General features: G+C 62.2%; 23 protein-coding genes and 1 pseudogene. 12 read left to right on the top strand and 12 right to left on the bottom strand.

The features are described 5' to 3' along the window. The first annotated feature begins 7 nt into the window (after positions 1-7). From AC1DN0_RS30240 to AC1DN0_RS30210, 7 genes are all read left to right on the top strand, one after another. Positions 8-487 carry a PRTRC system protein E gene (locus AC1DN0_RS30240; protein ID WP_477143484.1) on the top strand — a complete coding sequence of 160 codons (480 nt, stop codon included), beginning with the start codon at positions 8-10 and terminating at the stop codon, positions 485-487. 13 nt (positions 488-500) lie between these two features. After that, on the top strand, positions 501-710 hold the full coding sequence (locus AC1DN0_RS30235) for a PRTRC system protein C (RefSeq protein ID WP_477104177.1): 210 nt from the start codon (positions 501-503) through the stop codon (positions 708-710). Between the two features lie 100 nt (positions 711-810). Next, a complete protein-coding gene (locus tag AC1DN0_RS30230; RefSeq protein WP_477104178.1) occupies positions 811-1,959 on the top strand; it encodes a PRTRC system protein F in 1,149 nt (382 codons plus the stop codon). Then, positions 1,956-2,678, top strand: a complete 723-nt coding sequence (locus tag AC1DN0_RS30225) for a PRTRC system protein B (protein ID WP_477104179.1) — start codon at positions 1,956-1,958, stop codon at positions 2,676-2,678. The genes AC1DN0_RS30230 and AC1DN0_RS30225 overlap by 4 nt, the downstream gene beginning before the upstream one ends. 2 nt (positions 2,679-2,680) lie before the next feature. After that, on the top strand, positions 2,681-3,331 hold the full coding sequence (locus AC1DN0_RS30220; RefSeq protein ID WP_477146228.1) for a PRTRC system protein A: 651 nt from the start codon (positions 2,681-2,683) through the stop codon (positions 3,329-3,331). Further along, a complete protein-coding gene (locus tag AC1DN0_RS30215) occupies positions 3,312-4,160 on the top strand; it encodes a PRTRC system ThiF family protein (RefSeq protein ID WP_477104181.1) in 849 nt (282 codons plus the stop codon). Before AC1DN0_RS30220 ends, AC1DN0_RS30215 begins: the two co-directional genes overlap by 20 nt. Positions 4,161-4,273: 113 nt before the next feature. After that, positions 4,274-4,753 (top strand): outer membrane lipoprotein, encoded by a 480-nt coding sequence (locus tag AC1DN0_RS30210; protein WP_477104182.1) that lies wholly within the window; start codon positions 4,274-4,276, stop codon positions 4,751-4,753. 378 nt (positions 4,754-5,131) lie between these two features. On the opposite strand, the gene AC1DN0_RS30205 is transcribed toward AC1DN0_RS30210, so the two are convergent. From AC1DN0_RS30205 to AC1DN0_RS30150, 12 genes and pseudogenes are all read right to left on the bottom strand, one after another. Continuing rightward, complete coding sequence (locus AC1DN0_RS30205; RefSeq protein WP_253932980.1) at positions 5,132-5,614, bottom strand: hypothetical protein; 483 nt, start codon at positions 5,612-5,614, stop codon at positions 5,132-5,134. Then, the gene (locus AC1DN0_RS30200) at positions 5,611-6,090 is read right to left on the bottom strand and encodes a hypothetical protein (protein WP_477104183.1); all 480 of its coding nucleotides are present in this window, start codon (positions 6,088-6,090) and stop codon (positions 5,611-5,613) included. Before AC1DN0_RS30200 ends, AC1DN0_RS30205 begins: the two co-directional genes overlap by 4 nt. A 397-nt stretch (positions 6,091-6,487) precedes the next feature. Next, complete coding sequence (locus AC1DN0_RS30195; RefSeq protein ID WP_477104184.1) at positions 6,488-7,033, bottom strand: hypothetical protein; 546 nt, start codon at positions 7,031-7,033, stop codon at positions 6,488-6,490. Then, positions 7,030-7,659 carry a hypothetical protein gene (locus AC1DN0_RS30190; RefSeq protein WP_477104185.1) on the bottom strand — a complete coding sequence of 210 codons (630 nt, stop codon included), beginning with the start codon at positions 7,657-7,659 and terminating at the stop codon, positions 7,030-7,032. The genes AC1DN0_RS30195 and AC1DN0_RS30190 overlap by 4 nt, the downstream gene beginning before the upstream one ends. 10 nt (positions 7,660-7,669) lie before the next feature. Continuing rightward, the gene (locus AC1DN0_RS30185; RefSeq protein ID WP_253932976.1) at positions 7,670-7,894 is read right to left on the bottom strand and encodes a hypothetical protein; all 225 of its coding nucleotides are present in this window, start codon (positions 7,892-7,894) and stop codon (positions 7,670-7,672) included. Between the two features lie 138 nt (positions 7,895-8,032). Next, positions 8,033-8,869, bottom strand: coding sequence for a hypothetical protein (locus tag AC1DN0_RS30180; RefSeq protein ID WP_477146227.1), 837 nt, complete (start codon positions 8,867-8,869; stop codon positions 8,033-8,035). Positions 8,870-9,148: 279 nt separating this feature from the next. Next, a complete protein-coding gene (locus AC1DN0_RS30175; protein WP_253932974.1) occupies positions 9,149-9,562 on the bottom strand; it encodes an HU family DNA-binding protein in 414 nt (137 codons plus the stop codon). A 143-nt stretch (positions 9,563-9,705) separates the two neighbouring features. Next, a complete protein-coding gene (locus tag AC1DN0_RS30170; RefSeq protein ID WP_477104186.1) occupies positions 9,706-10,614 on the bottom strand; it encodes a tyrosine-type recombinase/integrase in 909 nt (302 codons plus the stop codon). Positions 10,615-12,254: 1,640 nt separating this feature from the next. Then, positions 12,255-12,764: pseudogene (locus tag AC1DN0_RS30165) on the bottom strand (peptidylprolyl isomerase); the annotation flags it as partial. 1,065 nt (positions 12,765-13,829) lie between these two features. Then, positions 13,830-15,482 (bottom strand): amidohydrolase family protein, encoded by a 1,653-nt coding sequence (locus AC1DN0_RS30160; RefSeq protein WP_477146226.1) that lies wholly within the window; start codon positions 15,480-15,482, stop codon positions 13,830-13,832. A gap of 62 nt (positions 15,483-15,544) precedes the next feature. Then, positions 15,545-17,497 carry a CHAT domain-containing protein gene (locus tag AC1DN0_RS30155; protein ID WP_477104188.1) on the bottom strand — a complete coding sequence of 651 codons (1,953 nt, stop codon included), beginning with the start codon at positions 17,495-17,497 and terminating at the stop codon, positions 15,545-15,547. Positions 17,498-17,948: 451 nt separating this feature from the next. Next, positions 17,949-19,298, bottom strand: coding sequence for a hypothetical protein (locus AC1DN0_RS30150; protein WP_477104189.1), 1,350 nt, complete (start codon positions 19,296-19,298; stop codon positions 17,949-17,951). Positions 19,299-19,671: 373 nt separating this feature from the next. Between AC1DN0_RS30150 and AC1DN0_RS30145 the strand changes: the two genes are divergently transcribed. The 5 genes from AC1DN0_RS30145 to AC1DN0_RS30125 all read left to right on the top strand — a co-directional run bounded on the left by AC1DN0_RS30145 (position 19,672) and on the right by AC1DN0_RS30125 (position 24,639). Continuing rightward, on the top strand, positions 19,672-20,637 hold the full coding sequence (locus tag AC1DN0_RS30145) for a LysR family transcriptional regulator (RefSeq protein ID WP_477104190.1): 966 nt from the start codon (positions 19,672-19,674) through the stop codon (positions 20,635-20,637). 133 nt (positions 20,638-20,770) lie between these two features. Next, complete coding sequence (locus AC1DN0_RS30140; RefSeq protein ID WP_477104191.1) at positions 20,771-21,739, top strand: Bug family tripartite tricarboxylate transporter substrate binding protein; 969 nt, start codon at positions 20,771-20,773, stop codon at positions 21,737-21,739. A gap of 10 nt (positions 21,740-21,749) precedes the next feature. Then, a complete protein-coding gene (locus AC1DN0_RS30135) occupies positions 21,750-22,973 on the top strand; it encodes a CaiB/BaiF CoA transferase family protein (RefSeq protein WP_477146225.1) in 1,224 nt (407 codons plus the stop codon). Between the two features lie 38 nt (positions 22,974-23,011). Beyond that, a complete protein-coding gene (locus AC1DN0_RS30130) occupies positions 23,012-23,794 on the top strand; it encodes an enoyl-CoA hydratase-related protein (RefSeq protein ID WP_477104193.1) in 783 nt (260 codons plus the stop codon). Further along, entirely contained in the window at positions 23,791-24,639 is an 849-nt protein-coding gene (locus AC1DN0_RS30125; protein WP_477104194.1) for an enoyl-CoA hydratase-related protein, read from the top strand. Before AC1DN0_RS30130 ends, AC1DN0_RS30125 begins: the two co-directional genes overlap by 4 nt. The last annotated feature ends 462 nt before the right edge of the window (positions 24,640-25,101 follow it).

Raw genomic sequence — 25,101 nt, 5'->3', positions numbered from 1 at the left:
AAATTCCATGTTCCAACAACTTGCAACCCTGCTTGGCTCGTGTGAGAAGCTCGTCCTGACGCTCGCCCTCAAGGGCGAACAGATGACGGTCTTCGTCGCGCCAACCGTCAAGGGTGGTGCTGACACGGGTCTGAGCCTGCCGCTGGTCCTGACGGCCACGCCGGCTGAGCTGGATACCGGATTCCTCGACGCGCTTGCCGGGTATACGACGTCACGCCGCTCGCTCAGCGAGCTGGTGGAGGCGACGACTGCCGTGCTTGATGCCGCCAAGACCGCGCAAACGCAGAAGGCCTCGAAGGCGATCGCCAACGCTGGCAAATCGAAGTCCAAGCCGCAGCTCCCGAATGAGGAGAGTGAAGGCGAAGAGGAGGAAGAGTCCGCCGATGGCACTACCGAGGCGGAAGCCCCGGCAACTGCAGCTCCCTCCAGCGACGGACATCCTCCGGAGTCCAAGGGGACGGACCTTGCCGCATTGCTCGACGACTAATTGGAGGCACACCATGACCATCGAAGTGACGCGCCTTGTGCGCGAGTTCCTCTACAACGGCATGACGTTCGTCGATCCCGGCCCTGCGTTCAGTCCCGACGATGTGCGGGACCTGTACTCGGCGCAGTACCCGGAGCTGACCACCGCCAAGGTGGACGGCCCCGAGCACAAGGGGGAGACGGCAACTTACACCTTCGTCCGCGCTGCGGGCGCCAAGGGGTAGCCATGCGCCATCGGGACTTGATGAAAGCCCTGGCGGATCCCGACAGAGCATTTGATCGGCCGCCCGGGGCGGTTTTTTTACAATCGAAGGAGATGCAAGCATGCTGCTCAGCCCTCGGCAAACTGGTGGCGGCGTCGATGGAGGCGTCGCCGCAATCCCGCAATTTCTGCGGCCTGCCGCTGCCGCAGATCGACCTGCCCATGGTTTTCTGACGCTGCCGGAAGTCTCGGCCGACGTTGCGGTCAGGGGCAAGGTACGTTTCCATACCCCCGAAGCGGTCACCGCGCTGGCGCGTGCCCATTTTGATACCGGTGCGYTGCGCGCGCGGGACGTCAAGGCACCGACCGGCGTTGGCGACGCCTACGCCCAGGCGCTCTTTAAGTGGTTCGGCCGGCAGCATCGGCCGTTCAATTACCTCAACCTCAAGTTCTCCTTGCTGGACGCCGATGCTGTCCGCGAGGAGATTGCTCATCAATACGAGGCGCGTTCCTTTACTGGCGACGCACCGCTCTATCTGGCGGTGAGTAGCGAAGGGGAAGGGATCTTCGAGCTGCGCGCACACGCCGAGAAGCTCACGCGTGCGCACCCGCAGCTGCTGGCGACCGCCTTGCGTCTCATCGAAGCGGCGTCATGGCGGACTGCCTGGATCAGGACGCCGAGCGAGCTGCTCTCTCACTTTGCCCATTTCTATTGGGAGGGGGACGAGACAGAGTCGGACGCCGACAGCCTTGAGTGGCTGAAGGAGCGCTTTGACGAGGACCAGGAAACAATGCAGCGCTACTTGCCGTCGGTCGTGCGTGCAGAGCTTGTCCCCGCCGCGCTTCGCCTGACGCCGACAGGTCGGCGCCGACGCAGAGATCGCCGGGACTTCGGTCTCGACGTCGCTACGCTGGAATCGTTGACCAGTCGGCGAGGCATGGCACGGCTCTGCCGAGAGCTGATCCTGCTCCGCAACCTGATTAGCAGGGCGCGGGGCCGGGATCTCCTCAACTATGGCTACGACGCACGTCCTGTGTACTCAGCGGCCGTACTGGTCTGGGAGAACGACGAGCGGGTCCAGCAGCTCTTCGACGACATCTATCAATACGAGTGGGATGGCGGCGAGGCGACGATGCACTTGGGTTTCATCCCGATTGCACAGGAACCTTCGGCCATCCGACGCCAGTACGCCGATTGGCAACTTGCCCTTCAAACGCTGACCAGCATCGATCGTGTGCTTGGCCACCTCACAAACTCGGATCCACTATGACAAAGATTGCAATGGGACAGGCCGGCGTGGAGGTAAATGTCACCAAGGCCGTCCTCTTATATAGCCAGAAAGACGGAACCATTTCCTATGCGACGCTCCACCCGATCCTGGTTGCGCCCAAGGGCGACAGGCCCACGATCGGCGCGGGTGTGCCGCTTGACCGGTTCGGCCTCGTGCAGTGCCTGCAATCTCTCGCCGAGAACGCGATCCCACAGGCGGAGTTTCTGCCTGCGACCGTGTTGTCCATTGGAGCGCATGCAGTGACCTGGTGGTGCCCGCCGTGCACGCGTCGCGTGTTCTTCCAGTGCAAGGAGCTTGGCAATCGCAGCAGCATCGTGCCGCACCCCGGGCTTGTGTTTCAGGCCGCTGTCGACGGATTCCGCGTGTTCGCCCTGCGGGACGAAGGCAGGCCGACGCCGAAGACGAAGCTCTACGAGCCTCCCTACTTCAACACCTGGGACGCTGGAGAGATCTGCGTCGGCTCGGCAAAGGTCCCTGCGAGGATCGGCGTGAGCGCGATTCGTGGCTGGGAGGATGCATTTTTCAACTCGGCCTTCACGCACCCCAACCACGGCGGCAAACGGGTTGCCTACAAGCGCGGCGTGTTCGCGTTCTGGAAAGACATGCTGGACGGCGCGTTCGGGAAGGCATACCCAAAGGACGTCCTCGTTCCCTTCAAACACACTCTCGGCGATCTGATCGCCAACGAGCTCACATAACCATGAACCCTTTCGATTCTACATTGCAACGCTCCTTCCCGACCGTCATGGTCCCGACGAGGGAGCCCGTCGCGGGGATGACAACAGCAGGCGAGCGCTTGCTTGTCGCGAGCAACGGCGTATTCATCGAGATCTTTCGGCCCTGGATCCGGCTCATTCGCCGCATCAGCAGCTACGCCGTCTCAACGGCCATCCCCTATGGGGTTGTCGAGGAGGTGACCGAACTGCTGTGCGGCCGAGTTCCGCCAGAGTTGATCGGCGCCTTTGCCGAGCAGGCGAGGGCGGCGTGTCCTAATGAAACTGGTGGGTGGATTGTCTGGAACCCCGGGACCAAGGCGTTTCGCCTGGTTTCGGTGGTCGTGCTGTCGCATGACAGCGCCAGCCTCCGCTACGACCGACCGCAACTCGCCGACGGCGAAGTCCTGGTGGCTGACTGCCACTCGCACGGGTGCTTCGCCGCCGGCTTCTCAACGACCGATGACCAAGACGATCGCTTTGACRTGAAGTTTGCGGTTGTGCTTGGCCGCTGTCATACCCGAAGCATGGATGTTGCCTTGCGACTCTGCGCGAAGGGGATCTTCGAGCGTTCCCACAACATTCCGGTGTCCTGGTTGGATGCCGTTGGAGAAGCCAATGACGTTGCTGCAACATAGGATCCCGCCGTGCATGATCAGTGGGGCATGGAAGGTGGTCGTGGTTGGTGCCGGCGGCACGGGCAGCGCCCTGCTGCCGAACCTGGCGCGACTGCACCATGCCATGCTCGAGCTCGGCCATCCCGGTGGCATTGACTGCACCGTCTACGACGACGACACCGTGAGCGAAACCAATGTCGGCCGCCAGGGTTTCTACCCGGCGGACGTCGGCGGCTACAAGGCGCTGTTGCTGGTCAACCGGCTCAATGTCCTCATGGGCACACGATGGGTCGCGGTGCCCCGCAAACTCGCCGCCTCCGAGGCAGTGCACGCCGATCTGGTGATCGGGTGCGTCGATACCCGTGCTGCGCGAAAGGCGATCCTGTCGGCTTGTGGCAAGGGCGGGGGAAGTTACTACCTCGACTGCGGCAACGAAACGGACCGTGGCCAGGTCATCCTGGGGGAGATCAGACAACCTCACCCGGGGCGCCTGCCTCATGTGGGCGACCTCTTTCCGGATCTGATCGACCCGGCAGGTGACAAGGAAGACTCCGCGCCGTCCTGCTCGATGGCCGACGCACTGCGCAAGCAGTCGTTGGTCATCAACCAGGCGATCGGTGTCCAGGCCTTCAACCTGCTGTGGACTTTCTATCGAACCGGCGCACTCCCGTACTCGGGGGTGTTCGTGAACCTGGCTACCGGCCGGACCAATCCGTTGGCCTTGGACCCGGCAGCCTGGGCGAGATTTGGGTACGTTGACCCAGTTCCAAGCCCGGGCAAGAAAGAAGGCAGCAAGCAGCGCAGGTCGCCGCGCAGCCGCACCGGTGCGGCACAGGCAACGGCAGTTTGAACACCGCAATGTAGTAACCCGCGCCACTTTCTGTGGCGTGTTCCCTCAAGTCCCATCGGGCGAATGTCCATGCCCGATGGCATGGCTTCGCCCGCCTCAAGAAAGGTGAAACCATGAAAAAGCTATTTGCAACCATTACCGCAATCGCCATGCTGACCGGCTGCGCCGTCGAGCACACGTCCTCCAATGTCTACCGAGGCATGGAGGCGTTGCACGGCGGCCAGGTCGAGCACGCGTCGGTCGTACGGGTACGTGCTGTCATCATCCAGGGTAGTGTGACGCCGGGCTACGGCGCATTCTCGGGTCTTGCCGGCATTGCCGGTGCGATCGTGGGTTCGGTCGTTGGCTCGCAGGCCATCGGTGGTGGCCGTGGCAGGTATGTCGCCGCAGCCATTGCCGGCCCGGTTGCGGGTATCGTCGCGCAGCAGGTTGCTGAACGCGCGTCGAACGCCAGCCGGCAGGGCTATGAGATTGTCGTTCGCACGGATCTGGGGCGACTTGTGGCCATCACGCAGGATGCCGATCAACCGATTGCCCCTGGCGATCGGGTGATGCTCGTGTCCAGCGGCGGCGCCATGCGGGTAACCCGTTAGCAGTCCCCGGGGCCTCGCCCACAGCAATCAGCCGCTCCCCATGTTGGGGGGCGGCTTTTTTGTTTTTCGGCGGCTTTCGGGATGGGGGAGCGGTGGCGGCGGAGACGGTATAGTTCAGGGAACGATCCGACGGCTCAGTTCGGCCGAGGCCGTGAGGGGACCCGCGTTCGATGCGTCGTCGAGACATTCACGTGACAGCTCCGCTCAGCTAGCGGTCGTTCGATCGACGAGAGACGGCGTCTGGGGCACTGCCTATGTCTGCCGCGCTGGCGTCTCGATTGGAGGCTGCTAGCTATTTCGCCAGCCGATGCGGAGGACTTCGAAACGACTGGCGGCATAAAATCTATACAACGACGGGCACAGGACGTGATGCCCTTACTAAGCTGCTGGTGCTACCCAATTTGGATCGAGGTTCACGTTGTACTTTTTCGGGTCCAGGTTCTGCCTGATCCAGTAGTAGAAGGCTGTTATCCAATCCTCATTCTGTCCAGCAAGAGCGACGTAGTTAGGCAGCGCCTTGAGGATTGCCGCGAGCGCACATTCGTCCAGATCGTCCACTTCAACAGTTCCGCTGTCGCCTTGGTCGAAGTGCTTGATTGCATTGATGAGCAGCATGTCGTTGACCGCCGTTCCGGCAACCGCTCTCGTCTGTCTTGGCCCCCCCTTCTCAACTTCCATTTCGATGATCGAGTCAGTGAAGTTGCTTTGGCCGGTATTGAGAACGAGGCGGGAGAGGATGACGTCTGCCGCACCGGCAAGCGTGATAACTGAGAAGCGGTCGTTGCGTGCTACGAAGAGGCCGATTGCCGCCCGAAGCTGGTCTGCCGCAATCTGGAGGCGGGTGTAGGTTTGGGTGGTCATCGCGGCCTCATTTGCTTCGGTACGTTCTCATATTCAGCCACCAAGCGTGCTCCATCGTACTTCGCCCAAAGAAGGCGCAAGAATACGTTCATGAGTGGTTCGCCGCGTCCGTTCAACTTGATGTAGTCCAGTATGGCTCTGGTCAGCGCCTTCTCTGCCGAGTCATACAGGTCCATCTCCACCGTTTCGGTGTCTGTCTCCGCGAGATGCTTGTGGGCGGAGATGCCAAGCATCATCTCGATATGGTGGTAATAGGATTGGCGCGATGGCGTCTTCCCGGCCATTTGCTCACAGACTCGCCGCGCATAGTCAACGAAGGGTTCCTTGCCGGCTTGCGCCCGTAACATGCCGTCCAGCAAGCCGCTCGCCGCGCCGGCGAGAGTGATGACCGCGTGGTAACTGAGGCCGCGAAGAAATATGTCCACAGCCGCCTCAAGCTGTGTACGTGCAATATCGCTCTTCTGGAAGGTCGGCATATGGCGCGCACCGGGATTCGGATAGGCCGACTATACCAGTCCGGAATGCGGAGGCGGTTCGGTCCCCGCGTTTGTCTGCTTGTCCCGAGGCGAAGGGATCGAGACGGAGGCATGCCGATGCAACGCAAACGGAACTTCCGAACCGGTTCCTCCCAGATTCCTTAGCCTACGCGTGTCGGCCGATGATTTGCGAGCTGAGACGAAGCGCTGAATGACCGATGGACTTCGGAAGCTGACGTCGGAGCGGTGCTGGGGCGAATGACCGGTTGAATCCGCAGTTGAACTCGGCCGTTGCTCCGCATTCTGCGGTGGGCTATCAGCTTGACTCCAACCAGCCCACAATGCCGCGTTGAACCAAAGCAAAGAGCCACGCCCGGGTAGGGCGTGGCTTGGTACATCAGAGGTTGCTGCTGTCGACAAAATGCCAGGCGTGCTTGGCACATCGGATCGCGGGGTAGACCGAGAAGAACAGGCGGAAATCCGGCTGGCCGTTCTCCGCGAAGCGGTAGACGACAACGGGCTTGTTGTCCCAGTCCCTTTCGATGGTCCGTGCGGCGCCCGGCAGCGCGCGCAGCAACATGTCCGTCTCGTCGTCCGTTTCGGTGCGGCAGTACAATCCGAGCCGATACCTTGCCGAGCACGTGGGCTGCGCCTTCCGCATTTGCTCACGTAGGAGGCGCAGATACGCCTCCGGCCGCAATGCGCGGCCCTTGAGCCGAAGTCCTTCACTCTCGCAGGCTGCCGCGAGCTGACAGCCGTCCTCCAGCACTTCCTCCAGCCTCCCGATCGCGATGGCTCCCCATGACCGCGAGCGCCTGTTGTCGGAGCCGTAGCAATTGCTGTCGCCACCTTCCGCGAGCACGATGTAGCGGTCCTTAGCATCCGGGAACTCGCTACCGTCGACTCTGAGGGTGCGATGCGCGTACTCGATGCGGTAGCTCATGCCAATTCTTCTCCGAACAGGTCAGGTTGCGGGGCGGTTCCGGCCAGTGCGCGCGTCTGGACGTGGAACTGCGCGGGTTGGGCCCTCACTTCGGGGTCGTAGTAACTCCTTGCTGCGAACTGCGCGAACACGCGCCAGGCGTGGGGTGAGGCGAGATCGAACTCGATTCGCCACTGTTGCCCGACGGGGACAGCGGGAAACTGCGAAACCAGGCTATCTATGTCGACGATGCCCAACTCCTCGAGGAGGTAGCCGCCCTTGTTGCACCGCTCGACGCGGAGGTCAAAGGTGGCCACGCCGGAGAGGGCGATCTGCAGGTCCTCTGCTACGCGTGAGTGGCACACCCGCGGGGCGGTTCGCCAGGTGGCCAGGTATTTCTCTGGACTCACCTGTTGGCCATCCTGCAGGAGCCGACCGCGCACGGTCAGTGGCGCGCGAAGCCGGCAGACCAGTTGGATTGCACTGCTCGCCGGAAGCTGGAGATTGGGATGGCTCGTCAGTGCGGTCACATTGGTGTGGTGGCCGGTCTGGTCCCAGATGATCGGGAGTTCGGTAGAGGAGCCAGGGTACTCCCCCGGGTAGGTTCCCCGGAAGACGACGATAGCCCGCCGGATTTCGTTGGTCATGCCATGGCTCCTATTGCAGTCGGACGAACGGCGTGGCCGGGTCAGCAAACGGGTGTGCCGTTTGCGAGGCCCAGACTTGCTTGGCCGGGCGTCCGTAGACGATGACGGCGCCAGTGATTGGCGTGTCTTCGAGGTGTGTGATGCGCGGGTCGGTGGTGAGGCAGATACCAATGCTGGCCGTCTGCAGGCTGTCGAGCGGCTGGCAGTCGCCGAGCCGGGAATTGCTGAGGTCCATCTTTCGCTCCTTTGCGTCCTACGACGCAGTTGAAAGAAGCGCAGGGGAAACCCTGTCCCAAGGCTGCTGCCTGGCGAAAGGACTCCGGACGGACAAGCTTGATGGGGTTCCACCCCGGCACGAGCCAGGGCGGGGAGATTACGATTCTTGAGCGGAGTCGAAGTAGGCTCGCTCGTCGTCGGCGATACGAACGTGACCGACGGCCGCGAACAAGGTGCCGAAGTGGCGGACGGCCGCATAGGCGGCAAAGCGGCGAAGCACCGCGATTTCCTTCGGCGAAGGCTCGCGCGTGACAGCCATTGCGACATTGGCGATGGGACTTTGCGCCGGCGGACGATTCACCGTGATGGTGACGCGCGCCAAGGTCTCCCCATGCTTCTTGAGGTTCCCCCAGCCAAGCCGATAGGTTTGCGTCAGGCTATTGATAAGGGAGTGCGCCTTGTTGGACGTGCATGGACGCATCCTTCCTGTCGCTACGTCCAGGTGATGGATGTGCAGCGGCTGGCCCGTGATCGCCGGATCCCGCGCCTCCAGGACGGCGTTGCCCTCACGCTTGGTGATCTCGTCCAGATCCAGCGGGACGAGATGTGTCGCCGTGGCGGTCACGAACCAAAGCAGATCGGTGGCATTCCRCCATCCATCGAGGTAGGCGCGGTCGTGCTTGTAGAAGTCGTCCTGGTAGTGCTGCAGAGGCCTTTGCGGGCCTTCGATGAAGTCGCGCATCTGCTCGAACAGCGTTTGCGATGGGAAGCCCCGGGCCTGGATCAAGGCCATGGCGGCGGCGTCCTTCGTCTCGAAGTAGCCCAGGGTCTTGGCGCCTTGTTCCGCGCACCATTGGCCATTGCCGCCAATGAGCGCGCCGGCACGCAGGCCATTGATGGCCGAGTAGACGTCGTAGCGGCCGGATGCGAACGCTTCCAGGCGGAAGATTGGATTCTGGTCAGCACGGGCAGCCGGCTCGATTGCGGTAGTCATGATTCTCTCCTTTTGCCGAGTTCTCGGCGGTAAAAAGGAGATAAGCGCAAGAGAAGCGCATGCCGATGCCGACTGGCATGGACAGACGCTCTATGGGATGGCTGACGGGACCGCTTTCCGGTCCGCTTCTTGTGCTTCYTGCCGCTGATGCGACGCCACTATGATAGCGGGGTTCCGCGCTGGTTTGATAGCCAGTTTCGGTAGATTGCCGGCTCGTGGCGACGGAAGCCGAGGCCGGCATGGGTTAGGGCGGGCTGTCCCGGCCTAACCGTCCAATGCTCAGATCGCGGCGTCCTTGAGCTTCTTCAGCGGGCGGACCTTGACCTTGACGGTCGCCGGCTTGGCGGCGAACCACTGGTCTTCGCCGGTGAACGGGTTCTTGCCGAAGCGCTTCTTGGTCGCCGGGACCTGGGTGGCCACCACCTTGAACAGGCCGGGCAGGGTGAACTCGCCTGCGCCCTTCTTGTGCACGGCGCTCAGGACCGTGTTCTCCAGATGCGCCAACACGGTCTTCACGGTCTTGGCATCCAGCTCGGTTTTTGCGACCAGGTGGGCGAGCAGGCTGGACTTGTTAAACTTTTCCGCCAGTGGCTTGGCGACTGGGGCAGCTGCGGCGGCGGTCTTCTTGGCCGGTGCTGCCTTCTTGGCCACAGGCGTGGCGCTCTTCGCGACAGGTTTTGCTTTGGTTGCCATATGGATAGGTGCTCGTCGTATGTTGAGTGAGGCGCCAGCATGCCGGTGGCATCGGCGCTGCGTGGAGGATAGCAAAATCAGTGCGAACTGTGACCCACCGTCGCATTTCCGACACTTCCGCAGGTTCGATCATGCGGCGAGAATTATTCGATCGTGGCAGCGATTCGGTCGCAGGTCCTTGAGCTGACCAAGCCGAGCTGCTTGCTGACATCCTCGCTCGAGCGGCCAGCGAGCAGCTGGCGCCGGCAGAACGTATTGCGCAGGATCCGAGGGCTCATGTCGTCCGCCTCGAAAGCGATGGTCTCCAGTGTAGCGCGCACGATCCTGCCGAGGCTAATTTCCGTGATTGGCGTGCCGCTGGCCTTGAGCGAGAAGAGCAGATCCCCAGCGATCGGCAGGGCGGCACGGCGTTCGAGCCAGGCCGAAAGGATGGGTACGGCGAACGTGTCCAGATGCACGGTGCGGGTTTCACGCGCGCCATGCGCAGGAACATGAAGATAGGGCGGCGCGGCCGCGGGCTGCAGGTCGACCACCTGGGCAACTCGGCTCTCCGCGACCGTGACACCGGTTCCCAGGAAAAACGCGACGATTGCTCGGCTGCGCAGCATTGCGAGATCGTCGCCAACATGCGGCTGAACGTAAGCCTGCAGCCGGGCATCGGCGTCCTCCCGGAGGAAGATCGGAGCAGGGTCGTCCTTTGGCCACTGACCGTCGCGCACCAATTTCTCGGCAGGATTGCCTTGTCGCACGCCGATGGCCATCAGGTGGCGGCACAGCCGGTCGAGCAGTTTCAGGTATCGCATGCGGGTGGCTGTACTGTAGCTGCTAGCCTCCGGCAGTTGCCAGAAGGCGGCGATGTGGTCGGAGCCGAAGGTGGCCAGGGTCTCGTCGAGCGCGAACAGGTGCCGTCGGAAGTGTTCGAACATCGCCTGGTGCTGAACAATGGAGCGTGCGGAGAACGGGCGCCGGTCCGCGCCGGCGGCCTCGCGCGCTTGCCAGTCGGCATAGGCGAGGGTCGGATTAGTTAGCCAGAGGCGGTCGATTTGGTTCATTCCAGATGTTATATACTGAAAGTCGATCTTCGCTACCACCTACCGCCTCTTCGAGGCGGCTGCTGCTTCCAAACCGGGCCGGGGCGAATGCCACGAGGGGCGTGCCAGCGGTCCAACGACGTTTGGTAAGCTCCATCTTGCAGTGTTAGTTGGCGCTGGAGAGTCCGGAATGCAGAGGATAGAGATCCGATGGCTACGGTGGTTGCAACGCGGCGTGCAACAGGGTTTTCGCCCCGTGCCTTCGGTAGCGTCTTGAGGATGACGGGACGCTGGTCGGTTTGTGCGGGGTCTGAAGCTTCTGCGGGTGGCCGTCGGGCGGTGACGCTGGCCGGAAACGGCTGCGTCCCGCTCAGGATGGTGGCGTCTCAGGGCACCAAAGGGTAGATGGTAACTACCTGTGTCCACAAACCTTGAGAAGAGAGATGCGACAGGCCCTCCCGCCTCTTCTCTGCCATTGGTGTCCTAATTTGCTAACGTCCAGTTAGAAGAGTCAGCAGCCATCAGTGTGTCCCACAAGAAAATTTAATAGTGGTTGCGAGGTTGGCGTAGTCCACCCTCAGTCAGTCCCTAAACGCCCCGCCTCCCGCAATATCTTTTGGTGGTAGGCATGTCTGTTTCTTCGGATTGCTCATGTCACAGACAAAGGACCACGCGGTCCACGGTCCTTGAATCGCGTCCGCCGTCAGTTGGGACTTTCGCGCCGGAATGACGTCGCTGAGGCCATACTTAAGGGGATTCAGACATTCGTTAATCGGTCCTGGCGCCTCAAGGCAGAAAGCGACGGTCACTGGCGTCCCGCAATCGTTCTGAATCCGCTTGTACGCGTCCGCCACACCTTTTCCGCCTTGGACGATACGAACGCATTTGCGCGAGATGTACGGAGCGTGATCATCTTCTTGTTTCGTTGCGCTCGGTCGTGGCGACGGGACGCCATTCAGCGTAGGACCGCCTCCCTCGCCAGTCGTCGCGCCCAATTGTCTGGCGCTCGACTTCTCTTGTATCGGCGCCTGCTGCCGGCCACCGGAAGGTGTCGCAGCAATTAGCGTCGGCGTCCTGCCGCGCGGCGGTGTCGAATCGCTTGCCGAGGGCCATCCCGCATCATGATGGCACTGGTACACCGCCAGCCGTGGTGTGATGGTGTCACGGAAGTTCGGCGGCTCCCTGTTGATGGTCAGATCAGCGCAATCGCCAGTTGAGTTCTCCGCGCACCCGAGTAATGCGCGTTGCCGCGGCGTGTCAGTGATGCCGTAGGAGAGGTAGATGCGCATTCCATTGTTTTGAACGTTTGTGCTTGCTTCCCGCTGGAGCGTTACAAGATCTTGGAAGTACTCCTCCAACTCTGCTTTCGTGAGCATCTTCTCGCGCAGGGCCGCAAACTTTAGCGTGGTAACCTTTTGAAAGGCGCCCAAAAATGTCGCTTCGACCGGGCAGTTCGTGGAGGCCGGTGATCGCTCTTTCGAATCGGCGGCAGCAAGGGTTGTTGTCGCGCGTGTAGCACTGTGGGACGCGTTAGAGGCCACGGCACCGCTATCTGCGAGCGCGCCGCTCTTCTTCTTTGAGTCCGCTTTCTGGGACGTGGTGGAGACGCCTAGGGAAGCGGAATTCGATACAACCACGGTCCGGATAGGCGTCGTATCAACAGAAGCCGACGTGATGGTGATAGGGCTGATTGGAACGTTCGCATACCCGCGGACCGTTGTCGTCGCCACCGTCGCGATGGAATCCACGACATCCATCCCACTCACCACGCGTCCGAAGACCGCGTAGCCATACCCGTCTGGCTTGGGCGCATTCAGCGAAGGATTGTCTCTGAGGTTAATGAAAAACTGGGCGGTCGCGGAGTTCGGGTTCGCAGTTCGGGCCACGGCCAGCGTTCCCCGTTCGTTCAGGAGCCCATTGTTCGCCTCGAGGGGGATGGGCGCCCGGGTCGACTTTTCGGTCAAGTTGCTGTCAAAGCCACCGCCTTGAACCATGAATCCCGGTATGACCCGGTGGAAGATTGTGCCGGTGTACTGGCCGACGCGGACATACTGAAGGAAGTTATCGACGGACTTCGGCGCCTTCTCCGGATAGAGCTCGACGACGATATCGCCAGAGCTTGTGGAAATTTTGACGCGAGGCGCCTCCTGGGCGCTCACAAAGACGGGCATGAGCCCCGCCGCGACAAGGATGTACTTACAGAGCGAACGGGTGAGCATAGCGTCAGATCGTTGCAATGGGTCAGGAAAAAGTGTTGTGTGATTCTGATGGAAGGCGGGAAACACCGCATCCCCAGATTGGGTTATGGGGCGGAGATGTCGACTCTCCCCAACAGTGGGGGCGCGGCGGATGTCTTAGCCGCCATGTCCGCCCGTGTGCCGCTGTCTGACTTTCGGTCCTAGCGGAGCGGTTGCGCAAGGGCTGCTTCCCCGGGGTACAGCCGCCATTCGCCTTCCGAGCTGGCTCGCGATAACCACGGGAGGAGTGCCTTGGCGCGTCGGACGCCCATGGTCGGGATAAAGCCAGTTTCTGATATGTCTATTGAAGCGGCGCTCGCTTGCAGATCAGATTTCCAATTGCCCGATGACCGTGCAGGCGAACGGCGCTTCATGGCACGAAGCGTGCCGGACAGAATGGAAACGACGCCGCACACACTCAGGCCAGTCACAAGCGAGTGCGACTAAAAAAATGATGATAGCTGCTCCGAGGAACGGCCCGGGACAATGGCCGGTGGGCATCTTCATCGGCAGCCGGGCGCCCGTCGGAAATCGTGGGTTCGATTCTCGAAGAAATAGCGGAGGTGAAGAAGGGCGTTCCCCGCCAGAACTGCAGGCGGAAGGCGCGAAGGCAGTGCGCGGTGCCGTGCGAACCCGAGCGTCCGCTGTCTGGTCCACAGCCGAAGATTGAGCATCCCCGTCGTTCTTTACGGGAGCGTCGCCTTATGGCCGAGTGCGGCCATAGCATTGTCTGACGGTCAGTCCCATTCTTCCTTCTCGCGCGTGGACCGGCACTATGCCGGCCGGTCTCCGCGACAAAATGATCCGTTGCATACGACACTCACACGCGGGCTGCTCGACGAGGACTGCGAGACATTGCTGAACGAGCCGGTCCAAGCCGCGCGCGAGCAGCTCGGCATCGCCGAACCGGCGCGTTATATGGCCGCCATCCGGCACGAAAGCGGACGGAGCAAGGTCGTGCTCTCATGCCCTCATGCGGTCATCATGGAGCGGCCGGCGTCAGCCCACCTTGCGCATCCAGTCTGGCTCCGGCACCTTGTTAGCCGCATAGAACGTCTCGAGCCGCCTCCGGTTCACCATGCCGGACTTCAAGCCTAGGAACTCGGCCGCGTTGTGGCCGAAGAACGCGTTCGACAGGGTGGTCTGCCGCACGGTGACGCCGTGCTGGGCGGCTTCGACCTTGCCCATCACGTCGATGAAGTCCGACAGGTAATCGTCCACATTCTTCTGCGGCAGGATCATGGTCCAGTCGGTGCCGTACATCAGGCGCTCCCGCAGCACATGGTTGTCCGAGGCGGCGTACAGCGTCTGCAACACTTGAGTCATCTTCGACTGGTTGGAAAGAACGCCAGCGAAATAGCCGCTGTCGGCAAATATGTTTGCACCAGCCGACCCCGCCGCGCTGCTCATCAGATCGAGGAACTTGCGCGATTTGTCGCCCTGATGATCCTCCAGATTGGTGTCGCCGAAGTGGCCAAAGCTGGCCCGCAGGCCGGGGAACTTGCCCAAGGCCTTTGACCAGTACTCACTGCCGGCAAGGTCCAGGAATGCCTTGTCGGGCCCGTTCGAGTGATTGGAATGCGCCATGATTGGCACGCCGTTATCGGTGCAATACTTGAACAGCGTCTCCATGGCCGCGTCCAGATGCTCGCCGAATGCGGGATCCGATGCGGCCGCCGGTAGTCCGGGCTTGCCCACCCAAATCGTTTGGCCCGTGTTGCCCCACGGCGCAAATCCCATCGGCGGATACAACTTGACGCCAAGGAAGCCCTGGGTCTCCACGGCCCGCTTGACAAGGCGCATCGAATCTCCGATGCCATCCGCCCCCTTGGTCATCGCCTCCCGGAACGGGCAGAATGGTGCGAAGCCATGCACGCGACCGCCCAGCAGCACGGAAATCTCCCCCATCAGGTCGACCTGCTCCGCGAGCGTGGTCGGAGTTTGCTTACCCTGCGCCAGCCACCAGTCGTAGTCCACCATGCTGGCGACCACCAGGTCCACCTTGCGGCTCGAATTTCGTGAATAGGTCGTCAGGTAGTCGATCGCATTGACATGGCGATGGTTGAAGTTGTGCAGGATGAACCGCAGATACCCGAGAAGCGTGGGATTGGAACCCAGGACGCCAGGTTGTGYCCGCTTCGCCTCGAAGCCCTTGTAGGTGGGCGGGAGCGACCGGATCGCGTCTTCCAGGCGAGAGCCACCCTTTGTCTTCGGCCCCAGCACGGCGGCGCCCTGAGGCGTCTGATTGAGCGTCTGCGCCGCAGCTTGCAGCTCGCGCCGCCCCACTGCGTAGCCTTCCTCAAAGGCAGGCGCGGCCAGCGTTCTCAATGTCTCCGCACCCCCGCAGTTCCGCATCTCGGCGGCGTATTGCGCGATGGCCCTCCGCTCGCTTTCCGCATTGGGGGCCAGATGCCAGCCCAGCGTCTGCAGAACGGCACCCATAGCGTTGGCAAACGGGTACAGCTCGGAGCCCTGTTGGACCGTCGTCTTGGCGAAGAATTGGCGAATCTGAAGATCCCGCCCGTTGAAGATGTGGGTGTGCACGTCGATAGTCAACGGTGCATTTACATCCGAAATGGCTGGGTCGGTCTGGCATAGCGGTGCTGTGCGACCAATGCTCGGCACGGGTGCGAGACTGGCGGCAAGCGCCACGAGGAAGTTCCGTCGGCTAAAGGGCGTCGTCATAGTTACACTAATGTCGGAAGAGGTGGGATTCAATAGCGAAGGGTTGCGGCCGGGTCGCCGTAGTAGGCGTAAAGCAGTCCCAACGGATTCTTCTTTTCGGCATAGAGTTCACGACGGACCACCGTCAACGCGTCGCTCACCGCTTCGCCCTTGCCGAGCTTGTCGATCAGGCGGGTAGCTACCTCGTGGCCGAGCGGAATCCAGACAGAGACTTCCGTGACGACCACGCCCTCGGCGCCGAGCTGGAACAAGGCGTCCTGCAGCTTGACGTGGGGAAGATGGGTCGACGGGCCGGTTTCGCAGGCGTTGAGAATGACGAGCGGCATGCTGGTCAGGTAGGGAACGCGCGATTCGAGATCCTCGGCGGACATGATGTTCAGCAGGTTCTCGAGGGTTTCGCTGGTCACGAGGTCGCCGGTGTTGAATTCCAGTTGCGGGCCACTCGTGAAGTCGGCCGGAGTTTGCGCGCCGGACGAGGCATGCAGGAATGTCAAGATGGCGGAGACTTGCCGGCGATCCCGTGTCAGCGCATCGTTCAGCAGTTTCGGGCCGGAGTCCACCACGAGCGGTTCCTTGAACGTGATCTGCTTCAGTTGCGCTATCTGCTCAATGGCCCGGTGCACGCTGTCGTCCGCGCTTTTGCCGTAGCGCGCAAACACCACCGTGGGGACGATTGGTTGGCCAACTTGTACGCCTCGTCCCGCGCCACCGGTGCTGGTGCGCAGCACGCTCAAGCTGAAGCGCATGCCCCAGAACTTGTTCGGATCGACCGACGGGCCAACCGGATGAAGATACTGCCACGGCAACGAGATCCGATCGGTGATCACTTTCAGGCGCAAGGGCCTGGCCCTAGGTTGATCGGCCGCGGATTCGATCTGGCGAATCGCCGTCCGTAAATCGGATTCTTGCGATTTCGTAAAGAGATTCCGGTACAGTTGTCGTCCGCTTGCCGCGATCGTCTCCGCAACGACCTTCGCTTCGGAATCGTTCAGCTTGAGGGTGGTCTGCGATGCGTCGGACACCGCCGCATTCACGCCCGTGGCACTGAGCCGATCGAGAAACTCCCCTTGCAGGCTGACGGCCGACATCACGCCGTACGAGGTCTTCGTCATGGCGTCCACCATAGTTGCGTCGTCCACGCCTGAGCGAAACTTTCTTCGCGCCCCACTGGCGTCGAGCATGAGACTGCCGATCAATGCCTTCATCTCCGCGCTGACCGGCTCGATCTCGATGCTGACATAGCGTCCGAGTTCCTCGTTCGCGTAGAGAATGAGGTCAGGCTGCCATGCGGAGGACGCCGCGGACGGCTCGACCGCCTTCACCGTCCGCGTCGACACCTCGGAGCCGACGGCCGCCGTTGCCGGCGTGGCGTTTGCCGCATCGACAGCAACATCGATGCTCAGCCGGTCGTGCTCGGTTCCGGTCGTGTCATTGATGATCAGGATCTGCAACGTCGCCGTGTAGGCGCGGCCATCCGCAGATGCCTGAGGGGTGAACGCAAAACTGGCGTCGTTCGATCGGCGCGCGTCGGGCTTGTAAACGATGTGCCTTAGGGAGTTCGCACGCGGCTCGCAGAACGAACAGGCGAGCACCACGCTCAGCGGGACATCGGCCTTGCTTGTGCGAATCTCGGTGGCGACAATTTGTGCCTCAAGGATCGACAATGGATCCTGCGGACCGAGATGGAACCGCAAGGTGGTGGCCTGTCCCGATTTCAAGACCTGGCGCTTCGGGAATGCGCTGCTTTTTGGCAACGCCGGAGACAGGCTGGCGTTATAAACGACGGGGCCATCTGCCCGGGCAGGCGGCGGTGGTGCGGGCACTGCTGTTGCCAAAGCTGCTGTGACTCCCGATTGCGCAATTGCAGTGGATACTTCCGTGTCATAAACACTGGAACACGCAGCCAGCGCCATGGCGAGCCCTATGAGCCAGATGTGTCTGGCGAATGAAAATCCCCGGCGTTGGTTTTTGAATTGAATCATATGTCTTCCTCCCTGGAAGCAAATTTATTCAACCACCGGAAGATGTCAACCCCTCCCCAGGATGGGCAAATATTGCAGTTCCAATTCCCGCGCGCGGATCATTTCATGCTATTGGCAGCTAACGACTGAGGATTCAACCGGTCGATCATCCCGGCGGGCGTGTCGGAAAGCAGTCACTGATCGTTGAAGCTGAGCAGCAGCCAGAGGTATGCGAAATGAGTCGGCAGCTACCCGATTGGATTCGAGGGAAAGTACGATCTCAATGCTCATAGATCTCCCTCACCAATCTCGGGAACGGGCCGTGCGGTGCCTTTTCCCGCTGCGCACGATGGGCCTGCTCAAACCGCCCGCGGGCCGAGCCCCCGCCCCGAGTGCGGCAACGCGACGATGATCCAAAAGGACGGTTGCGGTTTCAGCACGTCGTGCGGGTACGTCGGCGCGTGCGGTAATCTCAGCGCATCAGCAGCGACACGTTCGGCCAGCGCGCAACGGAGGGTTCCAGCGCGGCGTAGAGATCCGGCCGATGCGGCGCGACGACCACGACCAGCTTTCTGTCGCCAAGGTATTCCTTCAGGCGCCTGAGTACTTCGTGCGTGCCGGATGACGAGGCGTGGTCGGTGGTTCCGACGTTGATCGTGAACGGGTCGCAGTCCTGCGGGATATTCATCTGCTCGAAATAGGCGTGCCCGTCCTGGCGTGTGAATAGTTCGGCTGCGTCAACGTGGACGCTGCAATTGCTCGAGGCGATGCCTTCCATGTCCAAGACCCGGATCACGAAGCGGTTGAACGCCTGCGCGTCATCGGAGCTCCTCGGGATGTAGGTCGCCTGGAGACGGGGTTGGTTGTCCACCAGTCCCCGAATCGTCCGGAGGCCGACCTGGTCCGGGATGGTCTCGAACGAGTGGTCGAGAGGATCGAAGGCCTGGCCGTCGTCCTCGACCACCAGTTCGGTCCCGTCCAGCATGATGGCGACCCGCCGCGCCTTGCCCTTGCGCACATGCAGGCAGTTCAGGACGTATTCGCTCAAGACGTTGGCGACCTCGCGGGTGGCGGCCTGGAACTGCGCGCGAAACGCATCATGGTCGAACAGCTTGCGCAGGCGCCTCGATGTCATTTCCTCGGATCCCGCACCGAGGAACAGCTCAAACGGATCCCTCGGCGTGCGTTGGAGCTCATCCGTGTCCACGATGCCGGGGTAGTAGCGCGTGGCGACGGTCGGATGCGCGTCGAGCATGTCGCAGATGTCCTCCCAGCACCAGACCTCCACGAAGTGCCGCCGCTGCCACGACTCGTTGATCCGGTCAACGAGCGCCGAGATCTCGGTGTCCCGTGAGATCGTCGTGGCCACGTAGAGCTTGTCCAACCGCGGCTGGAGCGACTTCGATTTCTCGTAGACTTCGTTCAGCTCGGCGGCCCTCAATTCGCCGCCAAGATGCTCGGTCTTCAACTTGCACTGGATGCCCACGTTGTGCCAGTCGGGGTGGTCCGCTTTCCCCACGATGTCGACGCCGTGCTGTTCCTGGCCGCGCCGCCCGTACTTGCGACCCGACACCAAGGTGCGCTCCGCTTGGGCGAGTCGATAGCACATGTCCTCGAAGTCTTCCCAATGCGCCGGCATGGGCCACTGGATCTTCATGCTCATGGTGGTCATCTCCTCAAGAGAACGCATTGTCGCACCGACGGCCGGGCCGACGGCGAGCCACAGCAGGAGGCGGGCGAAGATGGCGCGTTGCTGTCCGGCCAGCGCCGTCAGCAGGTCTGGCCGTCGACGGTCGCCTACGTCGCCTGCCTCATGATCCACCGCTACGCGATGCTGGGGGGGCTCGACGAGGGCGGCTTGCCAGATTGTTCCCCATCAACAATACCCAAAGCAGCCAGTCGCAGCAGACCGCTCCTGACCGGCAAGCGCCGGCCAAAAGCAAAGGGCGACAGGCGGGATCCGACCCCTTGCCGTCATTCGGATCGCCGCGACGGCAACGGCCGTTCTCAAAGTACAACCGCCATCGCCTCGCTTACCGCGATCAGCAGGTCATCGGCCGAAGCGAACGTACGTCGGACTGCAAAATGTTCGATAGCTGCAGGCAGTCGCGACGCCGGGGATTTTTCGTTCCTTCACCAAAATCCGCGTAGCTCCTTTCCTATAGCTACTATCATGTGGCCATCTCAATGATGGCGTGGAGCCCGAAATTAAAGCAGGCAAAAAAGCTAACCCGACATCCGGTCTGGACCGCCTGGGCAATGTTGACTTCCATACCTTGTACGCGCTTGCCGCCCTGTTGCGAGGGCGCAGCGTATCGCAGGCGGCGGCCCAGATGGAGGTGTCGCAGCCGGCTATGAGTCGAACCCTCGATCGCCTGCGCAACGTCTTTCAGGATGCCCTGCTGGTGCGTGAAGGCAACCATATGCTGCTGACCTCGCACGGCAAGGAATTGCTGCCGATCGTGGAAAAACTGCTGGAAACCACGGCTCAGTTGGCAGGCGCCAATGCGCCCTTCGATGCCGCCACCCACGTGCGACACTTCTCGCTGGCCTGCAATGAGCATATTCAGCTCTCGCTGGCCCCCTCCTTGCTGAGCGCACTGCGGTCCGCCGCCCCCTCCATCACGGCGCAGTTCAGTCCATTGCATCGGAGCGGCGCCGTCGATGCGTTGGCAAGCGGCGAACTCGATCTCTGCATTGGCTCGGCCTGTCCCTCCGCACCCGGGATCCGCACTCGGCTCCTATATTCCGAGGCGTTCGTCTGTGTGATGCGCAAGCCGCGCAATACCGGAGGGAATGTACGGATCAGCCTGAAGGACTTCTGCAACCTGCCCCACCTGGACGTCTCGCCAACCGGCCTTACCCTGCTGGGTGAACTGATCGACCGGACCATCCGCAAGCAAGGTGGCTCGCGCCGGGTGGTGTACACCATTTCCAGCTTCATGGCGGCGCCGCAGATCGTCAGCGAGACCGACATGATTTGCGCCATCCCGGCAAGGACAGCCAGGCGACTGGCCTTGCCAGGCAACGTTGTGGTGGCCGAGCTTGCCTTCGAGGCGCCTGCCACGGATGTCTCGATGTTTTGGCACAACCTCACCCACCGCGACGCGGCCTGCGCTTGGCTGCGCACCGAGATCAGCCACGCACTCCCCGCGCAATAAAGGTTACAAGTCATACCAGTAGTGGTATGGCTGATATATACCCGCCCCAATTGGTGCCGTGTCTGTGGCTGCCTATTCTGCAGCCATGCGAGCCAGACAGAGCTCGCCCTCGATAAGTTAGCGTGGAGACAAGATGAACAGACGCACCTCACTGCGCCTTGCCGGAGCGGTCACATTGCTCTTGCTGGCACTGCCCTTCAGCGCGGGCGCCTACCCTGATAAGCCAATCCGACTGGTAGTATCGTTCCCGCCCGGCAGTGGTGCTGATACCACTGCGCGCTATGTCGCGCAGAAGCTCGGCGAGCGGCTGGGCAAGCCGGTGGTCGTGGAGAACCGGCCCGGTGCCAACAGCTTCATCGCAGCCACGGCCGTGGCCAGCGCCGACGCCGACGGCCACACGATCTTTCTGGCCAGCAATTCACCGATGGCGACCAATGTTGCCATCTTCAAGCGCTTGCCATACAACCCCGTGAAGGACTTCGCACCGGTGGCCCGGTTGACGCGTGGCGTGATGGCGGTGGTGGTGCCAGGCTCTTCGGGTGTGAAAACGATTGGCGATCTGGCAGCACGCAGCCGGGCCCAGCCGGGCACGCTCAACTATGGCGCCGGTGCGGCCTCCTACCAGGTCGCCACCGAACTCTTCCTTCAACTTGCGGGTGGCCGCGCTACGCCGGTGCCTTACAAGGGCGTGGCGCCGGCTTTGTCGGACCTGGCCGGCGGCCAGCTCGACTTTGCCTTTGTCGACCTCGGCGCCGTCGTTCCCTTTCTCCAGTCCGGCAAGGTTCGGATGCTGGCTGTGACCGGCGACCGGCGCTTCGACGCTTTCCCCAAGGTGCCGACGCTGCAGGAGTCGGGCTTCCGGGACTACTACATGGTCAACTGGACCGGCGCATTCGTTCCGGCTCGTACGCCGGCGTCCGTCGTCGACCTGCTAGACAAGCAGTTGCAGGCGATCTACCGCTTGCCCGAAACAGCGATGAAGGTGCGGCAATCCTACGGCGAGCCGTTTGTTGGCGATGCCAACGAACTGAGGCGCTTCCAGCTTGAGGAAATCAGCCGCTGGGAGCAGGCAGCCCGGCAGGCCGGGATGCAGAAACAATGAGAGCCATATCATGACGACGAACCTGACCAAGAGCGTCACCGACCAATTTCTGGCTCGCCAGCTTCCCCTTGCCGGCCTTACCGTACTCGACCTGGGCCAGATCTATCAGGGTCCCTACTGCGGCTTCCTTCTGGCGATGGCCGGCGCCGACGTGATCAAGATCGAACCACCACATGGCGAGCCGGTGCGCGCGCGCCGCGAGTCGCTGTTGCCCCTGGCCATGCTTAATTCCAACAAGCGCGGCATCACGCTCAACTTCAAGACCGAGCAAGGCCGCAGCGTCTTTCGTGACCTGGTGGCCAAGGCAGACGTGGTGCTCGAGAACTTCATGCCGGGCGTGATGGAGCGCCTCGGCCTCGGGGCCGAGGCGCTGCTGGAGATCCAGCCTCGCTTGATCTACGCGTCTGCCTCGGGCTACGGGACCAGTGGGCCGAATCGCGATCATCTTGCCATGGACCTGACCATTCAGGCCATGAGCGGGGCCATGCACGTGACCGGCTATCCCGACAGCCCCCCCCTCAAGGCAGGGCCGGCCATCAGCGATTTCCTGGGCGGTATCCACCTCTATGGGGCCATCGTCTCGGCCTTGTTCGAGCGCGAACGCAGCGGCCGCGGAAGGATTGTCGAGATCGCCATGCAGGACACGATGTATCCTGCTCTCGCCTCAAACCTGACGATGTACTACGAGGACCCGGAACGCAATCCGCGCACCGGAAACCGGCACGGGGCGCTCRCAATGTCGCCCTACAACACCTACTCGGCGAAGGATGGCTACATTGCCATTATCTGCGTCACCGAAGGCCACTGGCCGGGGCTGTGCCAGGCGATGGGGCGCTCTGAGCTGGGCAGGCAGGAACGCTACGCGACGCACGCCTCGCGTTGTGCGGTGATGAGCGAGGTGGACGAACTGGTTGCCTCCTGGGCCTGCAACCTGACGCGCGCCGAGATCATGGCGGCCGGCCAGGCCCATCACTTTCCCTGCGCGCCGGTACGCACGCTCGATGAGGTTGTGCACGACCGTCATATGCACGAGCGCGGCATGCTGAACTATGTGACGCATCCCAAATTGGGCGAGGTGGTCCTGCCCAACAGCCCCTTGCGCTTTCACCAGTCCCCACCGTTGGCACTGAGGCCCAACCCGGACCTCGGCGAGCACAACGAGGCTGTACTGAGCGAGCTTCTCGGACTGTCGCCCGCGGCAATCGACACCCTGCGCCAGCAAGGCGCGTTCTGAAGCAAGAACCAGTCCCCAGCCAAGAGAAAACGCCAGCCATGTCAGATTTCGTCCAGATTTTCCGCGATGACGGCATCGCCGTCATCACGCTGAACCACCCGCATACCCGCAATGCCATTGCAGACGAATCCTGCATCCAGGCCATCGTCACGGCGCTTGCGGAGATCTCCGCCGACCCGGCCCTGCGCGCGGCCGTCCTGACCGGGGCCGGGCCCGCATTCTGCGCCGGCGGCAGCCTGCAGTCGCTGGGCCAGTTCGCCGCGGGCGAGCCGATCGCCAACGAAGAGCGCTACCGCAATGGCATCCAGCGCATCCCGCGAGCCTTCCAGCAACTCGACATACCGGTGATCGCCGCGGTCAACGGCCCCGCCATTGGTGCTGGACTGGACCTGGCCTGCATGTGCGACATCCGCATTGCCTCGACCCGCGCTACCTTTGCAGAGAGCTTCGTCAAGCTTGGCCTGGTGGCGGGTGACGGCGGCGCCTGGCTACTGGCACGCACCCTGCCTCTGGCGCGCGCCTATGAAATGGCGCTCACCGGCAACGCCATCGATGCACAGCAGGCGCTGGAGTGGGGTCTCGTGTCGCGCCTGGCCGAGCCTGAGACATTGACGGACGCTGCGCTGACGCTTGCGCGCGCGATCGCCGCGAACCCGGGGCACGCGGTCAGGATGACGAAGCGCCTGGTGGACGCGTCCCTGCTCAACACGCTCGACTCCGTGCTCAACCTCTCCGCCAGCATGCAGGCGCTGGCGCACACCACCGAGGCGCACCGCCAGGCGCTGCGCTTGATGACTGAACGCGTGGGGAGCAAATCATGAGCGCGGCCAGCCCCAGCATCAACGAGATCATCCTCTGCGAAGTGGCGGACCGGATTGCCGTCATCACCCTAAACAGGCCGGACCAGCTCAACGCCTGGAACCCTGAGATGGAAGCCGGACTGCGCACTGCGCTAGAGCGCTGCCAGGACGATCGCGAGGTCCGGGTGATCGTATTGACCGGGGCCGGAAAGGCCTTCTGCGCCGGCGCCGACCTGTCGGCGGCGCGCGCGCGGCTGGCAGAGTCCGGCCCGCGACACGTCAGTAGTACGGCGGCTCACGCGCCCAACGATGTCGCCGCCAGGGAGGACTTTGGCCAGCGCTACAGCTATCTGCTGTCGATCGGCAAGCCGATCATCTGCGCTCTGAACGGCGCGGCAGCCGGTGTGGGGCTGGTGCTCTCCCTCTATTGCGATATCCGCTACGCTAGCCGCGAAGCGCGCCTGGTACCAGCCTTCGTGCGGCGCGGGCTGCCCGCCGAACACGGCATTGCTTGGATCCTGCCCAGGCTGATTGGTCTGTCTCGTGCGCTCGAATGGCTGATCAGCGGCAGGTCAATGAGCGCACAGGAGGCGGAACAGGCCGGCCTCGTTTCAGCCGTGCTCGAAACCGATGGCTTTCTGCCAGAGGTCCTCGAACGTGCCGCCGCATTGGCTACCCTGTGCTCCCCCAGTGCAATGGCGGCGACCAAGCGGCAGTCTTACCTCGCGCTCGGCCAGACTCTGGGTGAAAGCGTGGCGCTGGCCGAGCGCGAGATCGCGGCTTTATTGCAGGGGAGCGACTTCCGTGAGGGTGTGGCGGCCTTCCTCGGAAAACGCCAGCCTTCGTTTGCGGGACTGGAACGCTGAGCGACCCGCAAGCACGCCGCTAGCGTACGCCCGAACGTCCGATACGAGGAGTAGACCGGACATTGGGATGTCTGGACGCAAGCGTTGGCCGATGTCCGAAATTGGCCGTCAACGGTCCTACGCGGGCGCATTGAACCCCTGTGGCACACGGCCAGTCCAGCGAATTCCGGTTTCCTACAGCAGGACATTCGATTTAGGAAGCCTCCGGGTCAATGGCCGTCAACGCATTACCCATGGTGAAGTTCTTGGACGAACCGGGACACGCCCGGCAAATGTGCCGCAAACAACGCATTCTTGGCACCTATGGCCTAGTGTTGCGTTGGTTTTGGTTTTCAGGTTTTGTTGTATTTCAGCCGGAAGACGGACGGATTTTCCACAGGGCCCCACTTTTTTGGCTAGCACGTGTTGCGTGCCCGTGGCACCCGTCTTCGTTGCGTTCGTGGCACCCGTCTTCGTTGCGTT

This window comes from Cupriavidus sp. 05N39, assembly GCF_056397325.1.
Note: the sequence above shows the minus strand (reverse complement) of the source record. Positions and strands in the feature narration are given on the sequence as shown.